General features: G+C 64.2%; 17 protein-coding genes. 12 read left to right on the top strand and 5 right to left on the bottom strand.

The window, feature by feature from the left end; genetic code table 11:
- Positions 1-3: 3 nt before the first annotated feature.
- From IE100_RS11135 to IE100_RS11115, 5 genes are all read right to left on the bottom strand, one after another.
- Entirely contained in the window at positions 4-474 is a 471-nt protein-coding gene (locus tag IE100_RS11135) for a putative pterin-binding protein (protein WP_189374192.1), read from the bottom strand.
- A gap of 155 nt (positions 475-629) precedes the next feature.
- Positions 630-2258: a methyl-accepting chemotaxis protein gene (locus IE100_RS11130; RefSeq protein ID WP_189374190.1), complete on the bottom strand. Its 1629-nt coding sequence runs from the start codon at positions 2256-2258 to the stop codon at positions 630-632.
- Positions 2259-2496: 238 nt separating this feature from the next.
- Positions 2497-3285, bottom strand: a complete 789-nt coding sequence (gene nudC, locus IE100_RS11125) for an NAD(+) diphosphatase (RefSeq protein WP_189374188.1) — start codon at positions 3283-3285, stop codon at positions 2497-2499.
- 71 nt (positions 3286-3356) lie between these two features.
- Entirely contained in the window at positions 3357-4100 is a 744-nt protein-coding gene (locus IE100_RS11120; protein ID WP_189374186.1) for an ATP-binding cassette domain-containing protein, read from the bottom strand.
- 315 nt (positions 4101-4415) lie between these two features.
- Positions 4416-5444, bottom strand: a complete 1029-nt coding sequence (locus tag IE100_RS11115; protein WP_189374184.1) for an NAD(P)H-dependent flavin oxidoreductase — start codon at positions 5442-5444, stop codon at positions 4416-4418.
- A 75-nt stretch (positions 5445-5519) separates the two neighbouring features.
- Here IE100_RS11115 and IE100_RS11110 point away from each other — a divergent pair, with 75 nt between their 5' ends.
- From IE100_RS11110 to lpxD, 12 genes are all read left to right on the top strand, one after another.
- Complete coding sequence (locus tag IE100_RS11110) at positions 5520-5696, top strand: hypothetical protein (protein WP_189374182.1); 177 nt, start codon at positions 5520-5522, stop codon at positions 5694-5696.
- A 150-nt stretch (positions 5697-5846) separates the two neighbouring features.
- Positions 5847-6575, top strand: coding sequence for a 30S ribosomal protein S2 (rpsB, locus tag IE100_RS11105; RefSeq protein ID WP_189374180.1), 729 nt, complete (start codon positions 5847-5849; stop codon positions 6573-6575).
- 86 nt (positions 6576-6661) lie between these two features.
- Positions 6662-7528 carry a translation elongation factor Ts gene (gene tsf / locus IE100_RS11100; protein ID WP_189374178.1) on the top strand — a complete coding sequence of 289 codons (867 nt, stop codon included), beginning with the start codon at positions 6662-6664 and terminating at the stop codon, positions 7526-7528.
- An 86-nt stretch (positions 7529-7614) separates the two neighbouring features.
- Positions 7615-8334 (top strand): UMP kinase, encoded by a 720-nt coding sequence (pyrH, locus tag IE100_RS11095; protein ID WP_189374176.1) that lies wholly within the window; start codon positions 7615-7617, stop codon positions 8332-8334.
- 78 nt (positions 8335-8412) lie between these two features.
- The gene (gene frr / locus IE100_RS11090) at positions 8413-8970 is read left to right on the top strand and encodes a ribosome recycling factor (RefSeq protein WP_189374174.1); all 558 of its coding nucleotides are present in this window, start codon (positions 8413-8415) and stop codon (positions 8968-8970) included.
- A gap of 10 nt (positions 8971-8980) precedes the next feature.
- Positions 8981-9730: a polyprenyl diphosphate synthase gene (uppS, locus tag IE100_RS11085; protein ID WP_189374172.1), complete on the top strand. Its 750-nt coding sequence runs from the start codon at positions 8981-8983 to the stop codon at positions 9728-9730.
- 3 nt (positions 9731-9733) lie between these two features.
- Positions 9734-10537 carry a phosphatidate cytidylyltransferase gene (locus IE100_RS11080; RefSeq protein ID WP_189374170.1) on the top strand — a complete coding sequence of 268 codons (804 nt, stop codon included), beginning with the start codon at positions 9734-9736 and terminating at the stop codon, positions 10535-10537.
- Positions 10538-10540: 3 nt separating this feature from the next.
- The gene (gene ispC, locus IE100_RS11075; RefSeq protein ID WP_189374168.1) at positions 10541-11722 is read left to right on the top strand and encodes a 1-deoxy-D-xylulose-5-phosphate reductoisomerase; all 1182 of its coding nucleotides are present in this window, start codon (positions 10541-10543) and stop codon (positions 11720-11722) included.
- Complete coding sequence (gene rseP / locus IE100_RS11070) at positions 11722-13059, top strand: RIP metalloprotease RseP (protein ID WP_189374166.1); 1338 nt, start codon at positions 11722-11724, stop codon at positions 13057-13059. The genes ispC and rseP overlap by 1 nt, the downstream gene beginning before the upstream one ends.
- Positions 13060-13072: 13 nt before the next feature.
- Positions 13073-15358 (top strand): outer membrane protein assembly factor BamA, encoded by a 2286-nt coding sequence (bamA, locus tag IE100_RS11065; protein ID WP_189374164.1) that lies wholly within the window; start codon positions 13073-13075, stop codon positions 15356-15358.
- 33 nt (positions 15359-15391) lie between these two features.
- Complete coding sequence (locus IE100_RS11060) at positions 15392-15862, top strand: OmpH/Skp family outer membrane protein (protein ID WP_229800344.1); 471 nt, start codon at positions 15392-15394, stop codon at positions 15860-15862.
- A 54-nt stretch (positions 15863-15916) separates the two neighbouring features.
- Positions 15917-16960, top strand: coding sequence for a UDP-3-O-(3-hydroxymyristoyl)glucosamine N-acyltransferase (gene lpxD / locus IE100_RS11055; RefSeq protein WP_373295302.1), 1044 nt, complete (start codon positions 15917-15919; stop codon positions 16958-16960).
- Positions 16961-16965: the final 5 nt, after the last annotated feature.

Below are 16965 nucleotides of genomic sequence, written 5' to 3'. Positions count from 1 at the left end.
GATTCATTCGACTTCTATGGTTCTGGCTTGCCACACCATGTAGTTGTGGTACTTCTCCTGGTTGAGCTCGGGGTGTTCGCTCAACGGCAGGATGATCCACAGCGGGCCCTTGTTGCGACGGCTCATCGGCTGGTCATCGACGTGGGTGGCGAGGATCGCCCGGTATTGCAGTGCCACGGCGGTGGGGACCCTGGCCCAGAAGTCATTCAGCGCGTGGACCTTGAGCGCCGGCGGGGACATGTTCAAGCGCTGCAGCAGGGTGCCGATGGCGACGCCGCGGTAACGGTGCTTGCCCTGGGTCCACGGCGTGGCGGTGGTGATGCTGGCTTGCGGCAGCGCGGCAAGCTGTTGCAGGGTGAAGTGGTGCTGCGTGGTGCCACGGGTCACGGTCAGGATCACGTCGTCGGCCGCCGCGGCATGCGCGGTGCTGCCCAGCAGGGCCAGGGCCACGAAACGGTTGCGCCATGTATTCATTGCTGCATCCTTTCTGCGGTGTGGTCGTGAACGCTTGGCCGCAGCGTGGCGGCCGCTTGCCCTCTCGGTGTCGTGATCCCTCGTTCGTCGCCGCAGACAGGAAAGCCGCTTGGCAGCGGCTTTCCTTGGGGTTGGTGCGTGCCTTGCGGCCAACCTCAGGCGGTGTGGAAGCGGCTGAAGCTCTGCCGGATCTCCTCGGTCAGCTCGCTCATGCGTGCGGCGGCGGAGACGGCCTCGTCGGCTGCCTCGCGGTTGCGCTGGGCGATGGCGGTGATACGCTGCACTTCGCGCGATACCTGCTCGCCGGAGCGGGCCTGGTCGGACAGCGAGCTGGCGATCGACAGCACGCTCTGGCCGACTGTCTCGGTGCCGCTCTGGATCGCGACGATCGATTCGCCGGCGCGCTGGCCCTGTGCCGCGCTGGTATGGGCGCGCTCTACCGACTGGTTCATCGCTTCCACCGCCTGTTGCGAGCTGATGCGGATGGCGCCGATCATCTCGGCGATTTCGCCGGTGGCCTTGGTGGTGCGCTCGGCCAGCTTGCGCACCTCGTCGGCGACCACGGCGAAGCCGCGGCCCTGTTCGCCGGCACGGGCGGCCTCGATGGCGGCGTTCAGCGCCAGCAGGTTGGTCTGGTCGGCGACGTCGCGGATCACCGACACGATGTTGTCGATGGTCTGCGACTGGCGGCCCAGCTCGTGAATGCTGCCGGCGGTGGTCTTGATCAGAGTGCTGATGGCGTCCATTTCGCGGACCGCGCCCTGGATCACTTCCACGCCCTGGCGGGCATCGCCGCTGGCGGTGCGGGCCGCGCTTTCGGCGCTGCCGGCGCTGTGGTGCAGTTCCTGCACGCCGACGGCCATCTGCTGGATCACGCTGGCCATCTCGTCGGCGGCGCGGTTCTGCTCTTCGGAACGGCTGACCAGGCGCTGCATGGTGTTGCGCAGTTCGTCCGAGGCGGCGCTGCTTTCCTGTACGCTACGCTCGACGGTACGCAGGGCGTCGTTCAGTTCGCTGGTCATGCGCGACAGGTTGTACAGCAGCGAGCTGTTGTCGCCCTTGCCGATCTTAACGCTGATGCCGAGGTTGCCGTGCGCGATCTCCTTCATCACTTCCGCCGCGTAGTCCGGCTCGCCGCCAATCTGGCGCGTCAGCGAGCGGGCGATCAGCAGCGCCACCATGATGCTGGCGCCGACGCTGGCGATGATGGCGATGATGGCCGCCAGCATGGTTTCCTTCAGGGTGCTGGTAGTGGACGCTTTCTGCTCTTCCATCACCTGAGTATGGTAGGCGATCAGCTTGTCCAGCTGCATGCTGAGCAGGCGCTCCTGCGGCTCCAGCTTTTCCGACACGATGATCGAGGCGTCCCACTTCTGGCGCACGATCATCGGCAGCAGCTTGTCGACCAGAGCGTTGAATTCCTTCATCGACTTGTCGATCTTGCCGACCAGTTCCACTTCTTTAGGGTCTTTGGCCAGGGTCTGCATTTCCTTGAATTCCAGCTGCGCCTTGGCCGCCGACTTCTTCAGGATGTCGAGTTTTTCCTCGACCAGCTTGTCATCGCTTTCCAGCAGGATGGTGCGCGCCGCGTTGGTGACCGACAGCAGGGCCGCGCTCAGCGAGCGGGAGTTCTGGATCACCGGGATGCGGTATTCCACCAGTTCCGATACCCGCTCCTGGATGCCGCCGAGGCGGAACAGGGTAAAGGCCGAGCCGAGCACCAGCAGGGTGATGACGGCACCGAAGCCCAGCGCCAGGCGCTGTGCCAGTTTTAGTTTCCCCATGATTTTGTCCTTGCAGAGTATTTTTTGTAGGTGAGGTCAGGTGTGCGGCGCATACGGTGTGTGCCGCGTTTTGGTGTGGTCGATATTAAATGCAATTGTGATTCTTTAGAATCTTTATCGTAATCACCGCCACTTTGTGCAAGGACTTTACGGGCTGGCCCGCATTTTTGTCACGTTCCGTCTTGTTGTTGCGGCCAAGGTTGGCCGCAACATGTGGTGGTCTTGCCGCAGCACGGGCTCAGTGTTCGCGGCGGCGCAGCTGCTCGACGGTGTGCTTGATCAGCCAGTGGGCGATGGAGTGTCCGGCCGGGGTCGGCGGCAGGTGGTCGATGTCGAACCAGTCGGCGGCCTCGATCTCGCCCGGCTGCGGGGTGATCTCGCCGCCGGCGTATTCGGCGGTGAAGGCCAGCATCAGCGAGTGCGGGAAGGGCCAGGATTGCGAGCCGACATACTGCAGCTGCCGGATGCGGATGCCGACCTCCTCGGCCGTTTCGCGTTCGACGCAGGCTTCCAGCGTTTCGCCCGGCTCGACGAAGCCGGCGAGGGCGCTGTACAGGCCGGGGCTGAAGTGCGGGCTGCGGGCGAGCAGGATTTCGCGACCGCGGGTGACCGCCACCATCATCGCCGGCGACAGGCGCGGGTAGTACAGCTCGCCGCAGGACGGGCAACCGCGGCCGTGATCGTGCTGGTGTGCCTGCAGCGGCTGGGCGCAGGCGCCGCAAAAGCGGTGACTGTGTTCGAAGCGGCGCAACTGCGCGGCCCGGGCCAGCAGCGGCACCGCGTCGGCGGCTAGGCCCTGCAGCGCCTGGCGCAGGGTGTGCGCCTGCCACTGTGGCGGTGCCGCGCCGATCAGCTCGGCGCTGAACAGGTTGAACTGGCCGTTGTGGCCGATGAAGTACGGATTGCTGCTGTGTGCCGGGCGTTGCACGGGGAAGGCGCCGGCGTCGAGCCAGACCTGCTGGCCGTCAAACAGGCACCAGCGAGTAGGCAGGGTCGGGTCGGCAACGGCGGGTAAGTGGAGTGTCATGGCGGGTGGGCTGGAAACGGATGGGGCGATTCTATGCCCTTGCTGCGTTTGGTGAAACCGGGGCGCGCATTTCAGGCGGCGAGCCTTGGCAGCAGGGGCGCGGCGGGCGACGAATGGTGCGGCTGGAGTCCGTTTGCGGCCGGCTGCAGCTGCGCCGGGCTGCCTTGTGCCAGCAGTCGACCGCCGGCCAGCAGGACCAGCCACTGTGCATGACTGGCGGCAGGGCTGTGTGCGGGCAGGGTGCACACGATGGTGCGCCCGGTGGGCGCCAGTCGCGCCAGCCGCTGCATCAGCAGTGCTTGTTGCTGCGCGCAGAGATGCGCAGCCCATTGATCAAGCAGTAATACCGGCGCCGGCTGCGCCAGGCTGCGGGCGATGCGCGCCAACTGCTGTTCGCTGGCGCTCAGGCTGGCCAGTCGTTGCCCGGCTTGCGTTTCCAGCGTCACCAGCCGCAGGGCCAGGGTGACGGCATCACGATCCAGCGCCGACGGCCGCGACAGCCAGCGCGAGGCCGGCAGGCGGCCTTGCAGCACATAATCACGCAGCCGTCGTCGCGGATTGGTGGCGGCTGGCGCCAGCCCGGCAAGGCGGACGTCGTGGTCGCCCGCTTGCGGTAGCGGCTGGCCAAACAGGCTGCCCTGTTGCGGGCCGTGCGCGCCGGCCAGTGCCTGCAGCAGCAGGCTGTGTTCCGGGGCGTGGGCGGCAGTGACGGCGGTGACGCGATGGGCCGGGATGTGCAGTTGCCGGCAATCGAGCAGGCTGTCGTTGCCGCGGCGGATGTGTAGGCGCTCAATCTGGTAGGCGAGATCTGGCATGGGCTGCTCCTGCTTGGTTGCCGGGCCGGGGTGGTCGGATGTTGTGTTGCTCGCGCAGCAGTCTGCGTGTCTGCCAGCAAGCTAGGCGGGGCGTCGGGCTGGCTTGCGGGCAGGCTTCGGAGGCTTGCGACTTGCGGCCAACGTGCGTGCGGAGCTGTGCCCGGCTATCTGCTCGACGCAATAATCGACGCCTGGTGTTTTTTATTAAACAGGAATCATTATCAAATGATAACGATTCTGGACCTTGTCGGCAAGCGGGAGGTGTCTGGCGGAGAGGAGGTGGCGGGCGCAGCGGCGGCTGCGCCCGGGTGGTGCTCAGGCGGGCAGCTTGTCGCGCGTGGCGCGTGCTTCGCTCAGCAGGCGTTGGAACAGTTCGCTGACGGTGGGGATGTCGTCGAGCAGGCCCTGCACCTGGCCGATCAGCTGTACTCCGCGCTGATGGTCGCCGTCCTCGATCGCCAGCCGGATTGATTCGGTGGCGGCGCCGAATTGCGCCAGCTGGCGCAGGTTCTGCGGCTGCGTCAGCATGCCGCCCAGCACCGTCTTGCCGAGCGGTAGTTTCATGCGGCGCGCCATGCCCAGGGCGCGCCAGCCGGCCGTCAGCAGGCTCAGCGGTTTGCGGGTCAGCTTGCGCGCGGTCGGGGTATCCATCACCCGGCACCACAAGCCGTCGAAATTGCGCGAGTAAATGGTGTCGCCGACGCCGCGCTGGCGAATCATCTCCTTGGTGGTGCGGTGTACCGGGCTTTCCCGGGTCAGGGCGAGGCGGCTGCCCATGGCGATGGCGTCGGCGCCCAGCGCCAGCGCTGCAACCAGTCCCTGCCCTGTGCCGAAACCGCCGGCGGCGATGATGGGCAGCGAGCAGACCTTGCGGATGGCCGGGATCAGGACCAGCGAGGTGACTTCGCCGCCGTGGGCGGCCGCCTCGTGACCGGTGACCAGCAGGGCGTCGACGCCGATCTTTTCCGCGGAAATGGCGTGCTTCTCGGTGACCACGGTGGCGATGACCTTGCCGCCATATTCGCGGGCGCGCTTGACGATCCAGTCGCCCTTGCCGAGCGAGAAGTTGATCACCGGCACCCGTTCCTGTAGCGCCACTTCGGCGTTTTCCCTGGCGCCGGGCATCATCAGGGTGCAGCCGATGCCGAACGGTTTGTCGGTCAGGCTGCGGATGCGACGGATGGCGCTGCGCGTCTGCTCCGCGGTGAGCGGGCCGGTGGCGAGGATGCCCAGGCCGCCGGCATTGCTGGTGGCGGCAACCAGCTCCGGGGTGGCGATATAGCTCATGCCGGGGCAGAGCAGGGGTAGCCGGACGCCAAAGGTCTCGGTGAAACGGGTGTGCATGATCGGACGGCTCCGGAGGGCGGGAATGCGCTATTCTTGACACACTATTGGCTTTTTTTCAAACGGTCGTTTGATATGTATCTGATTGTGATTGCGTGGCTGTACGTGGTGCTGATGCTGGCGGTGGTGCAGGACAGCCTGATTCGCGCGGGCATCCTGCTATTTTTCCTGGGCTTCCTGCCGACGCTGATCGTGTTGCGTTTGCGCCGTCGCCGCATCCGGCGCCTGAAAAACCCGGACGGCGAATTTTGAGCGGATGACGGCTTGAAGCGGCTGTCTCGCCAGTGCTACAATTGCGAGTTCCCTCAATGTCTGGGGGATATCACGCACATCCGTACCAAAGGGTGCCTTGTACGCAAGGTTGTCTGTACGGATGGAGGCATAACCCTTTAGGAGATTCAAATGTCCAACAACGTGACCATGCGTCAAATGCTTGAGGCCGGCGTTCACTTCGGCCACCAAACCCGTTTCTGGAACCCGAAAATGGCGCAGTACATTTTCGGCAGCCGTAACAAGATTCACATCATCAACCTGGAAAAGACCCTGCCACTGTTCGTTGGCGCCCAGGATTATGTGCGTCGTTTGACTGCTAACAAAGGCAACGTGCTGTTTGTGGGTACCAAGCGTCAGGCGCGTGAGATCGTCCGTGAAGAAGCGACCCGTGCAGGCGCGCCATTCGTGGATCACCGCTGGTTGGGCGGTATGCTGACCAACTACAAGACCGTTAAGCAGTCCATCAAGCGCCTGGAAGATAAGCGCGCTGCCCTGGAACTGGCTGGCGATTCCGGCTTCAACAAGAAAGAGCTGCTGGACATGCAGCGCGAAGTTGAAAAACTGGAGCGTTCGCTGGGTGGTATCAAGGACATGAAGGGCCTGCCAGACGCGATCTTCGTCATCGACACCGGCTACCAGAAGGGCGCCGTTGTTGAAGCCAAGAAGCTGGGTATCCCGGTTATCGGTGTTGTTGATACCAACAACTCGCCAGAAGGCATCGACTACGTAATCCCGGGTAACGACGACTCCAGCCGTGCCATCCGTCTGTACGCTCGCGGCATCGCCGACGCCGTACTGGAAGGCCGCGCCCAGTCGCTGCAGGAAATCGTTGCTGCTGAACCAGCTGCCGCTGAGTAAGCTGACGGGCAACGCGAAAAAGGGGCGCAAGCCCCTTTTTTCGAACCCTGACGAGACGTAACCGTATACTTTTGAAGGAGTAAGTCATGGCGGAAATTACCGCAAAAATGGTTGCCGACCTGCGCGCAGCGACTGGTCTGGGCATGATGGAATGCAAGAAGGCACTGGTTGAAGCCGAGGGCAATCTGGCCAAGGCCGAAGAAATCCTGCGCATCAAGTCCGGTAACAAGGCTTCCAAGATGGCCGGTCGCGTTGCTGCCGAAGGCATCATCGGCTCCTGCATCGAAGGTGGTGTTGGCGCGCTGGTAGAAGTGAACTGCGAAACCGACTTCGTTGCCAAGGACCCGACTTTCCTGGCGCTGGCTGCTGCTGCTGCCAAGGCTGTTGTTGCGGCCAACCCTGCCGACGTTGAAGCCCTGTCCGCCGTTGAAGTTGACGGTGTGTCGGTTGAAGAAATCCGCAAGGCCGCCATCGCCAAGCTGGGCGAGAACATGACCATCCGTCGTTTCGTTCGCTACAGCACCGAAGGCACCATCGCGACTTACCTGCACGGCGCCAAGATCGGTGTCATCGTCGACCTGAACGGCGACGAAGCACTGGGCCGTGACGTTGCCATGCACATCGCCGCTTCCAAGCCGATCTGCGTGTCGAAAGACCAGGTTCCGGCCGAAACGCTGGAACAAGAGCGCAAGATCTACACCGCGCAAGCCGCCGAATCCGGCAAGCCGGCCGACATCGTTGCCAAGATGGTTGAAGGCCGCGTGAACAAGTTCCTGGCCGAAGTGACCCTGGTTGGTCAGCCTTTCGTCAAGAACCCGGACGTGACCGTAGAAAAACTGCTGGCCGAAAAATCGGCTAAAGTCAATGCATTCGCGATGCTGGTCGTTGGCGAAGGCATCGAAAAAGCCGTGGTTGACTACGCTGCCGAAGTGGCTGCTGCTGCCAAGCTGTAATACCCGTTAATTGAACGGTCCAACGGCACCCTGCTTGCAGGGTGCCGTTTTGCAAATTGAATTCTAACCCCACGCCCGAGGTGATCATGAGCCAAGCCCCTGCCTATAAACGAATCTTGCTGAAATTGTCCGGTGAGGCCCTGATGGGTGATGACAGCTACGGTATCAACCGTGCCACCATCGAACAGATTGTCGGCCAGATCAAAGAAGTGGTGGCGATGGGGATCGAGGTGGGTATCGTCATCGGTGGTGGCAACATCTTCCGTGGCGTGGCGCCTGCCGCTGCCGGCATGGATCGCGCCACCGCCGACTACATGGGCATGATGGCGACCGTGATGAATGCGCTGGCGCTGAAGGATGCGATGACCAAGGCCGGCCTCATCGCCCGCGTGCAGTCGGCACTGACCATGCAGCAGATCGCCGAGCCTTATGTGCGCGGCAAGGCGATGCAGTACCTGGAAGAGGGCAAGGTTGTCATCTTCGCCGCCGGTACCGGCAACCCGTTCTTTACCACCGACACCGCGGCCGCGCTGCGCGGCATGGAAATGAACGTGGACATCATGCTGAAGGCGACCAAGGTGGACGGCGTGTACACCGACGACCCGAAGAAAAACCCGGATGCGGTGCGTTACCAGACGCTGACCTTCGACGAGGCCATCTCGCGCAACCTCAAGGTGATGGACGCGACCGCGTTTGCGCTGTGCCGCGACCAGCAGCTGAATATCAAGGTGTTCAGCATCTTCAAGGACGGCGCGCTCAAGCGCGTGGTGCTTGGCGAAGACGAAGGCACGCTGGTACACTGCTGAGCCTAATGAATATGGATAGGGCGGAAGCGGCGTCAGCCGTTTTCCGCTTTGTTTTTTAGAGATACAACGGGAGTAATCATGATTAATGACGTGAAAAAATCGGCCGAGCACAAGATGCAAAAGACCCTCGAAACCTTCAAGGCAGACCTTGCCAAGGTGCGTACCGGTCGTGCCCATACCGGTCTGCTCGATCACGTCATGGTGGAGTACTATGGCAGTGACGTGCCGGTCAACCAGGTGGCCAACGTGACCCTGATCGACGCCCGTACCATCGGCGTGCAGCCGTGGGAGAAGAACATGGCCGGCAAGATCGAAAAGGCCATCCGCGACTGTGACCTGGGCCTGAACCCAGCGAGCATGGGTGACCTGATCCGCGTGCCGATGCCGATGCTGACCGAAGAGCGCCGTAAGGATCTGATCAAGGTGGTGCGCAGCGAAGCCGAAGGCGCGCGCGTGTCGGTGCGCAACGTGCGTCGCGACTCCAACAACGACTTCAAGAACCTGCTCAAGGACAAGGCCATCACCGAGGATGAAGAGCGCCGCGGCCAGGACGAAATCCAGAAGCTGACCGACAAGTATACCGCCGAGATCGACAAGGCACTGGCGACCAAAGAAGCCGAACTGCTGGCCGTATAAGGGGTATCGCTTGTTCGCGAGTTCCACGCAGGATGTGCCCGAGGTACGGCCCGTACCCCGGCATATCGCCATCATCATGGATGGCAACGGTCGCTGGGCCAAGAAACGCTTTCTGCCGCGCGTTGCCGGCCACAAGCGCGGTCTGGAGTCGGTGCGCGACACCATCAAGGCCTGTGCCGACCTGGGCGTCGAATACCTGACCCTGTTCGCGTTCTCCACCGAAAACTGGCGTCGTCCGCCGGACGAGGTCAGCTTCCTGATGGGCCTGTTCATGACCGCGCTGGAGCGCGAGGTGGACAAGCTGCACCGCAACAACATCCGCCTGCACGTGATCGGTTCGCGCGAGCGCTTCTCTGCCGAAATCGTCGAGCGCATCGAGCGGGCCGAGGCGCGCACCGCCGGCAATGCCGGCCTGGTGCTGACCATCGCCGCCGACTACGGTGGCCGCTGGGACGTGATGCAGGCGGCCAACCGGCTGCTGGCGCAAGGCGCGACCCGGCTGGACGAGGCCGCCCTTGCGGCCAACCTGTCGATGGCCTACGCCCCGGAGCCAGACCTGTTCATCCGTACCGGCGGCGAGCAGCGCATCAGCAATTTCCTGCTGTGGCAGCTGGCCTACGCCGAGTTGTTCTTCACCGATCTGCTGTGGCCGGACTTCGATGCACAGGCATTGACCTCGGCGGTGGCATCGTTCCAGTCTCGTGAGCGCCGCTTCGGCCGTACCAGCGAGCAACTGCCCGAAACCCAACGCCGAGGCTGAGTCATGCTCAAGACGCGTATTCTGACGGCGCTGGTGCTGCTTCCGCTGATGCTGGCGGCGCTGTTCCTGTTCAATGGCGTGGCCTGGGCCGGTTTTTCCTGGCTGATCATCGTGCTGGCGCTGTGGGAGTTCGCCCGCATGGCCAGGCTGGATGGCGTGCTGCGCTACGCCTATCTGGCGGTGTCGACCGCGGTCGCCGCCGGCCTGTGGCTGCAGGGCTTTGTCGCGCCGGCGGCGCTGATGGCGCTGTCGCTGCTGGTGTGGCTGCTGCTGGCGCCGTGCTGGCTGGCCAAGCGTTGGCCGCTGCCCACGGGTTGGCCGGCGATGTTGCTGGGCTGGCTGCTCCTGTTTCCGGCGTGGTTTGCCTTTCTCGCGTGGCGGCCGCAGCCGACCGTCGCCGATGGTCTGCAACTGCTGGCGGTGATGGGGCTGGTGTGGGTGGCCGACATCGCCGCCTACTTTGCCGGCAAGGCCTTCGGCAAGCACAAGCTGGCGCCGACGATCAGTCCCGGCAAGAGCTGGGAAGGGGTCGCCGGCGCGGTGGTCGGCGTGTCGCTGTACAGCTGGCTGGTGACGCAATGGGGCTGGCTCAAGGTGCCGCTGTCGCCGCTCTGGCTGCTGCCGCTGGCGATCGGTTTGACCGCCGTCAGCGTGATCGGCGACCTGCTGGAGTCCTGGTTCAAGCGCAGTGCCGGCATCAAGGACAGCAGCCAGCTGCTGCCGGGACATGGCGGCGTGTACGACCGTATCGATAGCCTGATTGCCGTGCTGGCGGTGTCCCATGCGCTCCGTCTTTTGCTGGTCTGAATCATGAACCGTTCTCAAGGTATTACCGTACTCGGCGCCACCGGCAGCATCGGCGTCAACACCCTCGACGTGGTGGCCTGCCACCCGGAGCGTTATCACGTGGTGGCGCTGACCGCGCATCGCCAGGTCGACAAGCTGTTTGCGCAATGCCTGCAGTTCCGCCCCTTGCTGGCGGTGGTGGCCGATGCCGAGGCCGCCGGCCAGTTGCAGCAGCGGCTGCGCGACGCGGCGTGCCCGACCGAAGTGGCGTACGGCGAGGCGGCGCTGGAGGTGGCGGCGACGCTGCCGGAAGCGGACATGGTGATGGCGGCCATCGTCGGTGCCGCCGGCCTGCGGCCAACGTTGGCCGCCGCGCGGCTGGGCAAGCGCATCCTGCTGGCGAACAAGGAGTCGCTGGTGGTCGCCGGCGAGCTGTTCATGCGCACCGTGCGCGACAGCGGGGCCGAACTGCTGCCGGTGGACAGCGAGCACAATGCGTTGTTCCAGGCCTTGCCGGCAAGCTATGACGGCAATCTCGACCGCAACGGCATCGAGCAGCTGATCCTGACCGCGTCCGGCGGCCCGTTCCGCCGGCGCGATGCGGCCAGCCTGCGCCACGTCACCCCCGACGACGCCTGCAATCACCCGAACTGGGTGATGGGGCGCAAGATTTCGGTCGATTCCGCCACCCTGATGAACAAGGGGCTGGAGGTGATTGAGGCACACTGGCTGTTCAATGCGCCGGCCGACCGCATCGACGTGGTGGTGCATCCGCAAAGCGTGATCCACTCCATGGTGCGCTACAAGGACGGCTCGGTGCTGGCGCAGCTGGGCTCGCCCGACATGCGTACGCCGATCGCCTACGCGATGGGCTGGCCGGAGCGCATCGCCGCACCGGTGAAGGCGCTGGACTTCCTGGCCCTGTCCGGGCTGACGTTCGAGGCGCCGGACCTGCAGCGCTTTCCCTGCCTGCGGCTGGCGTTCGACGCCTTGCGCGCCGGCGGTGCCGCCTCGGCGGTGCTCAATGCCGCCAACGAGATCGCCGTCGAGGCCTTCCTGCAGCAGCGCATCGCCTTTCTCGACATTCCCGACCTGGTGGAGCGGGCGCTGCAGATGCAGGACCTGTCCGCCTGTCACGAGCTGGAGGCCCTGTTGCAGCGCGACGCGGATACCCGTCGCCTGGTACAGGCCTGGGTGGCCGCATAATGGCCTTGCTGGCCTTCCTGCTGGTGATCGGGGCGCTGGTCACCTTTCACGAGTTTGGCCACTATGTCGCCGCCCGCTATTGCGGCGTCAAGGTACTGGATTTTTCCATCGGCTTCGGCAGGCCGTTGTTGGCCTGGCAGCGCGGTGAAACCAGCTGGAAGATCGGCTGGATTCCGCTGGGCGGTTTCGTGCGCATGCTCGACAGCCGCGAGGCGCCGGTGTCGGCAGACGAGCTGCCGCGCGCCTTCGACCAGCGTCCGCCGTGGCAGAAAATCCTGGTCTCGATCGCCGGGCCGCTGGCCAACCTGCTGCTGGCGGTGGTGCTGTTCTTTGCGGTGATGCAGGGCGAGCAGACCCGCCTCTTGCCCTACGTCGGCAGCGTCGCGCCACAGTCGGCGGCGGCGGCGGCCGGCGTGCTGCCCGGTGACCACATTCGTGCGGTCAACGATACCGAGGTCGTCGACTGGCACGCGCTGCGCGGCGGCCTCAGCGATGCCATCGCCCTCGATGGCCGCATGGTGCTGTACCTCACCCGCGACGGCGTGGACATGACGCTGGCGGTGGACTTGCCGGCGTTCGGTCTGCAACAGCTCAACGAGCAGAGCTTTGCCCGACTGGGCTTGTCGCCACTGCGTTACCACCTGGCGCTGGGCGAGCTGGCGCCGGACGGCGCGGCGGCGCGGGCCGGCCTGCGCCAGGGCGATCGCCTGCTGGGCGCGGATGGCCAGCCGCTGACGTCGTGGCCGGCGTGGGTTAGCTATGTGCAGGCCCGTCCCGGACAGGCCATCCGCTTGCGCATCCAGCGCGACGGCCAGCTGCGCGAGGTGGTGCTGACGCCGGACAGCAGCGAGCACAACGGGCAAAAGGTTGGCCGCATCGGTGCCGGCGCGCTGCCCGATGTGGCGTGGCAGCAGAAAATCGAACAGCAGGTCACGGTGGGGGTGGGTGAAGCGCTGCAGCAGGCGCTGGCGCGCACGGCTAGCCTCATGGCATCCAGTTTGCGTATGATTGGCGCGATGTTTACCGGCACGGTGGCGCTGGAAGCGCTGAGCGGGCCGCTGACCATCGCCGACTACGCCGGCAAGAGCGCCGGCCTGGGGCTGGTGCCGCTGCTGGAATTCATGGCGCTGATCAGTGTCAGTCTGGGGGTGTTCAACCTGTTGCCGGTGCCGGTGCTGGATGGCGGACACTTGCTGTATCATGTTGCCGAGTGGATACGCGGGCGACCGTTGCCCGATCGAGTATATGAAATCGGTCAGCGTTTGGGGATGGCTTTCATCATGACAGTCATGTTGCTGGCCCTGTTCAATGACTTCGGCCGGCTTTTTGCCGGCTAGGATTATAAAAACCATGAACAAACGCTTTCTTGTGGCGGCACTTGCCGCCACTTTCCTGTCGCCGGCCTGGGCTGCCGACAGTTTTGTGATCAAGGATATTCGCGTTGAAGGTCTGCAGCGTACCGAACCCGGTACCGTGTTCAGCTACCTTCCGCTCAAGGTGGGGGACACCTTCACCCAGCAGCAAGCCGCCGATGCCATCAAGGCACTGTTCGCCACCGGCTTCTTCAACGACGTGCGCATCGAGACCGAGGGTGACGTGCTGATCCTGGCGGTCAGCGAGCGCCCGGTGATCGCACAATTGCAGATCAACGGCTCCAAGGAGTTCAGCAAGGACCAGCTGGTCAAGGCATTGAAAGACAACGGCCTCGCCGAGTCGCGCATCTTCGACCAGGGCCTGCTGGACCAGGCGGTACAGGAACTGAAGCGCCAGTACTTCAGCAAGGGCAAGTATTCGGTGGAGATCCAGCCGCAACTGACGCGCCTGGAGCGCAACCGCGTGGCGGTGACGCTGGACATCGTGGAAGGCATTACCGCCAAGATCCGCGACATCCGCATCGTCGGGGCCAAGGCGTTCGAGCAGGACGAGCTGCTGGAAGAAATGGCGCTGACCCCGTCCGGCTGGCTGTCGTGGCTATCGCGCTCCGACCAGTATTCGCGTCAGCAGCTGTCTGCCGACCTGGAGAAGCTGCGTGCCTTCTACCAGAACCAGGGTTACGTCGAGTTCAACATCGAATCGACACAGGTGGCGATCAGCGCCGACAAGAAGGACATGTTCGTCACCGTCAACATCCGCGAAGGCGAGCAGTTCCGCATTGCCGATGTCCGCCTCGGCGGCGACCTGAAGCTGCCGGAAGCGGAGCTGCGCAAGCTGTTGCTGGTGAAGCAGGGCGACCTGTTCAACCGCGAGCAGGTCAACGAAACCGTGACCGCGCTGTCCGACCGGCTGGGCGCGGAAGGCTACGCCTTCGCCAACGTCAACGTCGCCCCGGAAGTGGACGCCAAGACCAAGCAGGTGACGCTGACCTTCTTCGTCGATCCGGGCCGTCTGACCTCGGTGCGCCGGGTCAGCATCGCTGGCAACACCCGTACCCGTGACGAAGTGATCCGCCGCGAGTTGCGCCAGCTGGAAAGCGCGCAATACAACGGCGACGGCGTCAAGCGCAGCAAGGAGCGTCTGGAGCTGCTCGGCTACTTCGAGAGCGTCAACATCGAGACCCCACCGGTGGTCGATACTCCGGACCAGGTGGACATGAACGTGACGGTGAAGGAGCGCCCGACCGGCTCCATTCAGGCCGGTGTCGGTTTTGCTCAAGGTGACGGCCTGCAGTTGAGCGCCTCGGTGTCGCAGGCCAACGTGCTGGGTTCCGGCAAGTCGCTATCGGTCAGCTTTGCCAACGGCAAGACCAGCAAGAACGCGTCGATTTCGTTTACCGATCCGTACTACACCGTCGATGGCGTCAGCCTCGGCTACGACCTGTACAGCCGCAGCTACAATCCACAAAAGACAAATCGCGCCCAGTACAGCACCAAGACCACCGGTGCCGCAGCCCGCTTCGGGGTGCCGATCACCGAGTATGACCGCATCAGCTTCAGCTTCGGTGCTGAAAATACCAACATCAAGCTGTACGAAGACAGCCCGCAGCGCTACGAGGACTTTGTCGCCCAGTACGGTGCCAGCAACATGACTGTGCTGGCCTCTGCCGGCTGGTCGCGCGATACCCGCGACAGTGCCCTGTGGCCGACGCGTGGTGCCAGCATGAGCGTGTACGCCGATGCCGGCCTGCCGGGCGGGGACATCCAGTATTACCGCCTGTCGCACAACCAGACCTGGTTCTGGCCGCTGTCGAAGAACTACACGCTGGCGCTGGGTGGCGAAATCGGCATGGCCAACGGCTATGGCCGGACCAGCCGCCTGCCGTTCTTCCAGAACTACTACATCGGCGGTATCGGCTCGGTGCGCGGCTACGACAACGGCAGCCTCGGCCCGCTGGACAGCAATGGCGATGCCCTGGGCGGCACCCGCAAGCTGTCCTTCTCGGCGGAACTGCTGTTCCCGTTCCCCGGCATGAAGGATAATCGCAGCCTGCGCAGCAGCGTGTTCTTCGATGGCGGTACGCTGTGGGATGACAAGGACAAGTCGGTGACGGCGTCGAGCGGCGCACGCTACTCGACCGGTCTCGCATTGTCGTGGTTGTCGCCGGTGGGACCGATGAAGTTCAGCTACGCGTTCCCGATTGGCAGCAAAGAAACCGACAAGTTGCAGCGCTTCCAGTTTACATTGGGGCAGGTTTTCTAAGGACTCAGGGTGGCAAGGATGATGCTGAAGGCAGTGCTTTGCAGTGTTGGGCTGATGCTGGCGGTGCCGGCGTCGGCGGCCGACTTCAAGATGGGCTACGTCAATACCGAGCGCGTTTATCGCGAGGCGGCACCGGCGGTCAATGCCCAGAAAAAGCTGGAAAAAGAGTTCGCGGTGCGCGAGGCGGATCTGAAGCGCCTGGCCGCCAAGGGCAAGGAGCTGGAGGCCGGCATCGCCCGCAACAAGGTGCCGGAAGCCGAGCGCAAGGCGATGGAGCGTGACCTGGCCGCCACCGAGCGCGAGTATGCCGCCAAGATGCGCGACTTCCGCGACGACCTGAACCAGCGCCGCAACGAGGAGTTCGCGTCGGTGCAGGAGCGGGCCAACCGCATCATCAAGACCATCGCCGATCGCGAGCAGTACGATGTGATCCTGCAGGATGTGGTGTACGTCAACCCCAGGCACGACATCACCGGCAAGGTCCTGAAAGAGCTGGAAAAGTAAGCCGGCCCCGTCCGCCTTGTTACCTGAAGCCGACGCCTGTCGGCTTCGTTTTTGATGCATACCATGAAACTATCAGCAATTGTGGCCGCCCTGGGCGGCGAGCTGCGTGGCGACGATCGCGACATCCGGCGCCTGGCACCGATGGACGAGGCCGGGGCGAGTGATATCACCTTCCTGGCCAACCCCAAGTACCGTAGCCAGCTGGCGGCCACCGCCGCCGCCGCGGTGATCGTGAAGCCGGCGCTGGCAGAGGAGGCGGCCAAGGTTGGCCGCAGTCTGATCCTGGCGACGGACCCGTACCTGTATTTTGCCAGGGTGGCGCGGCTGTTCAGCCCGCTGCCGCAGGCTAGTGGCGGTGTGCACCCGCGCGCGGTGGTGGCCGAGGGCTGCCGCATCGCCGCCAGCAGCGAGGTGCGCGAGCTGGTCAGCATCGGCCGCAACGTGACCATCGGCGAGCGCTGCATCCTGCATCCCGGCGTGGTGATCGGCGATGACGTCTGCCTCGGTGACGACGTGGTGCTCTATCCCAATGTGGTCGTCTATCACGGCTGCCGCCTGGGTTCGCGGGTGATGGTGCATGCCGGTGCGGTGATCGGTGCCGACGGCTTCGGCCTCGCCTGGAACGGTGACCGCTGGTTCAAGATTCCGCAAACCGGCGTGGTGGTGATCGCCGACGACGTCGAAATCGGCGCCAATACCACCATCGACCGCGGCGCGCTGTCCGATACCGTGATCGGCGAGGGCGCCAAGCTCGACAACCAGATCCAGATCGCGCACAACGTGACGGTCGGCGCCCACACCGCGATGGCCGGTTGCGCCGCGGTGGCCGGCAGCACCCGCATCGGCGCGCGCTGCACCATCGGCGGCGCGGCGCGCATCATCGGCCATCTGGAGATCGCCGATGGCACCCATGTCGGCGCCGGTACCCTGATTTCCAAATCCATCCGCAAGGCGGATGCCTACACCGCGGTCTACCCGATGGCGACGCACAAGGAGTGGCTGGCCAACGCCGCCCATGTCCGCCATCTGGACGACCTGGTGACCCGTGTCAAACAACTTGAAAAAGCGCTGAGCACAGCGCAACAGAACAAGGACTGAACAGA

Source organism: Vogesella alkaliphila (assembly GCF_014652475.1).
Lineage (GTDB): Bacteria > Pseudomonadota > Gammaproteobacteria > Burkholderiales > Chromobacteriaceae > Vogesella > Vogesella alkaliphila.
This window is presented reverse-complemented; position numbering and strand designations above follow the sequence as displayed.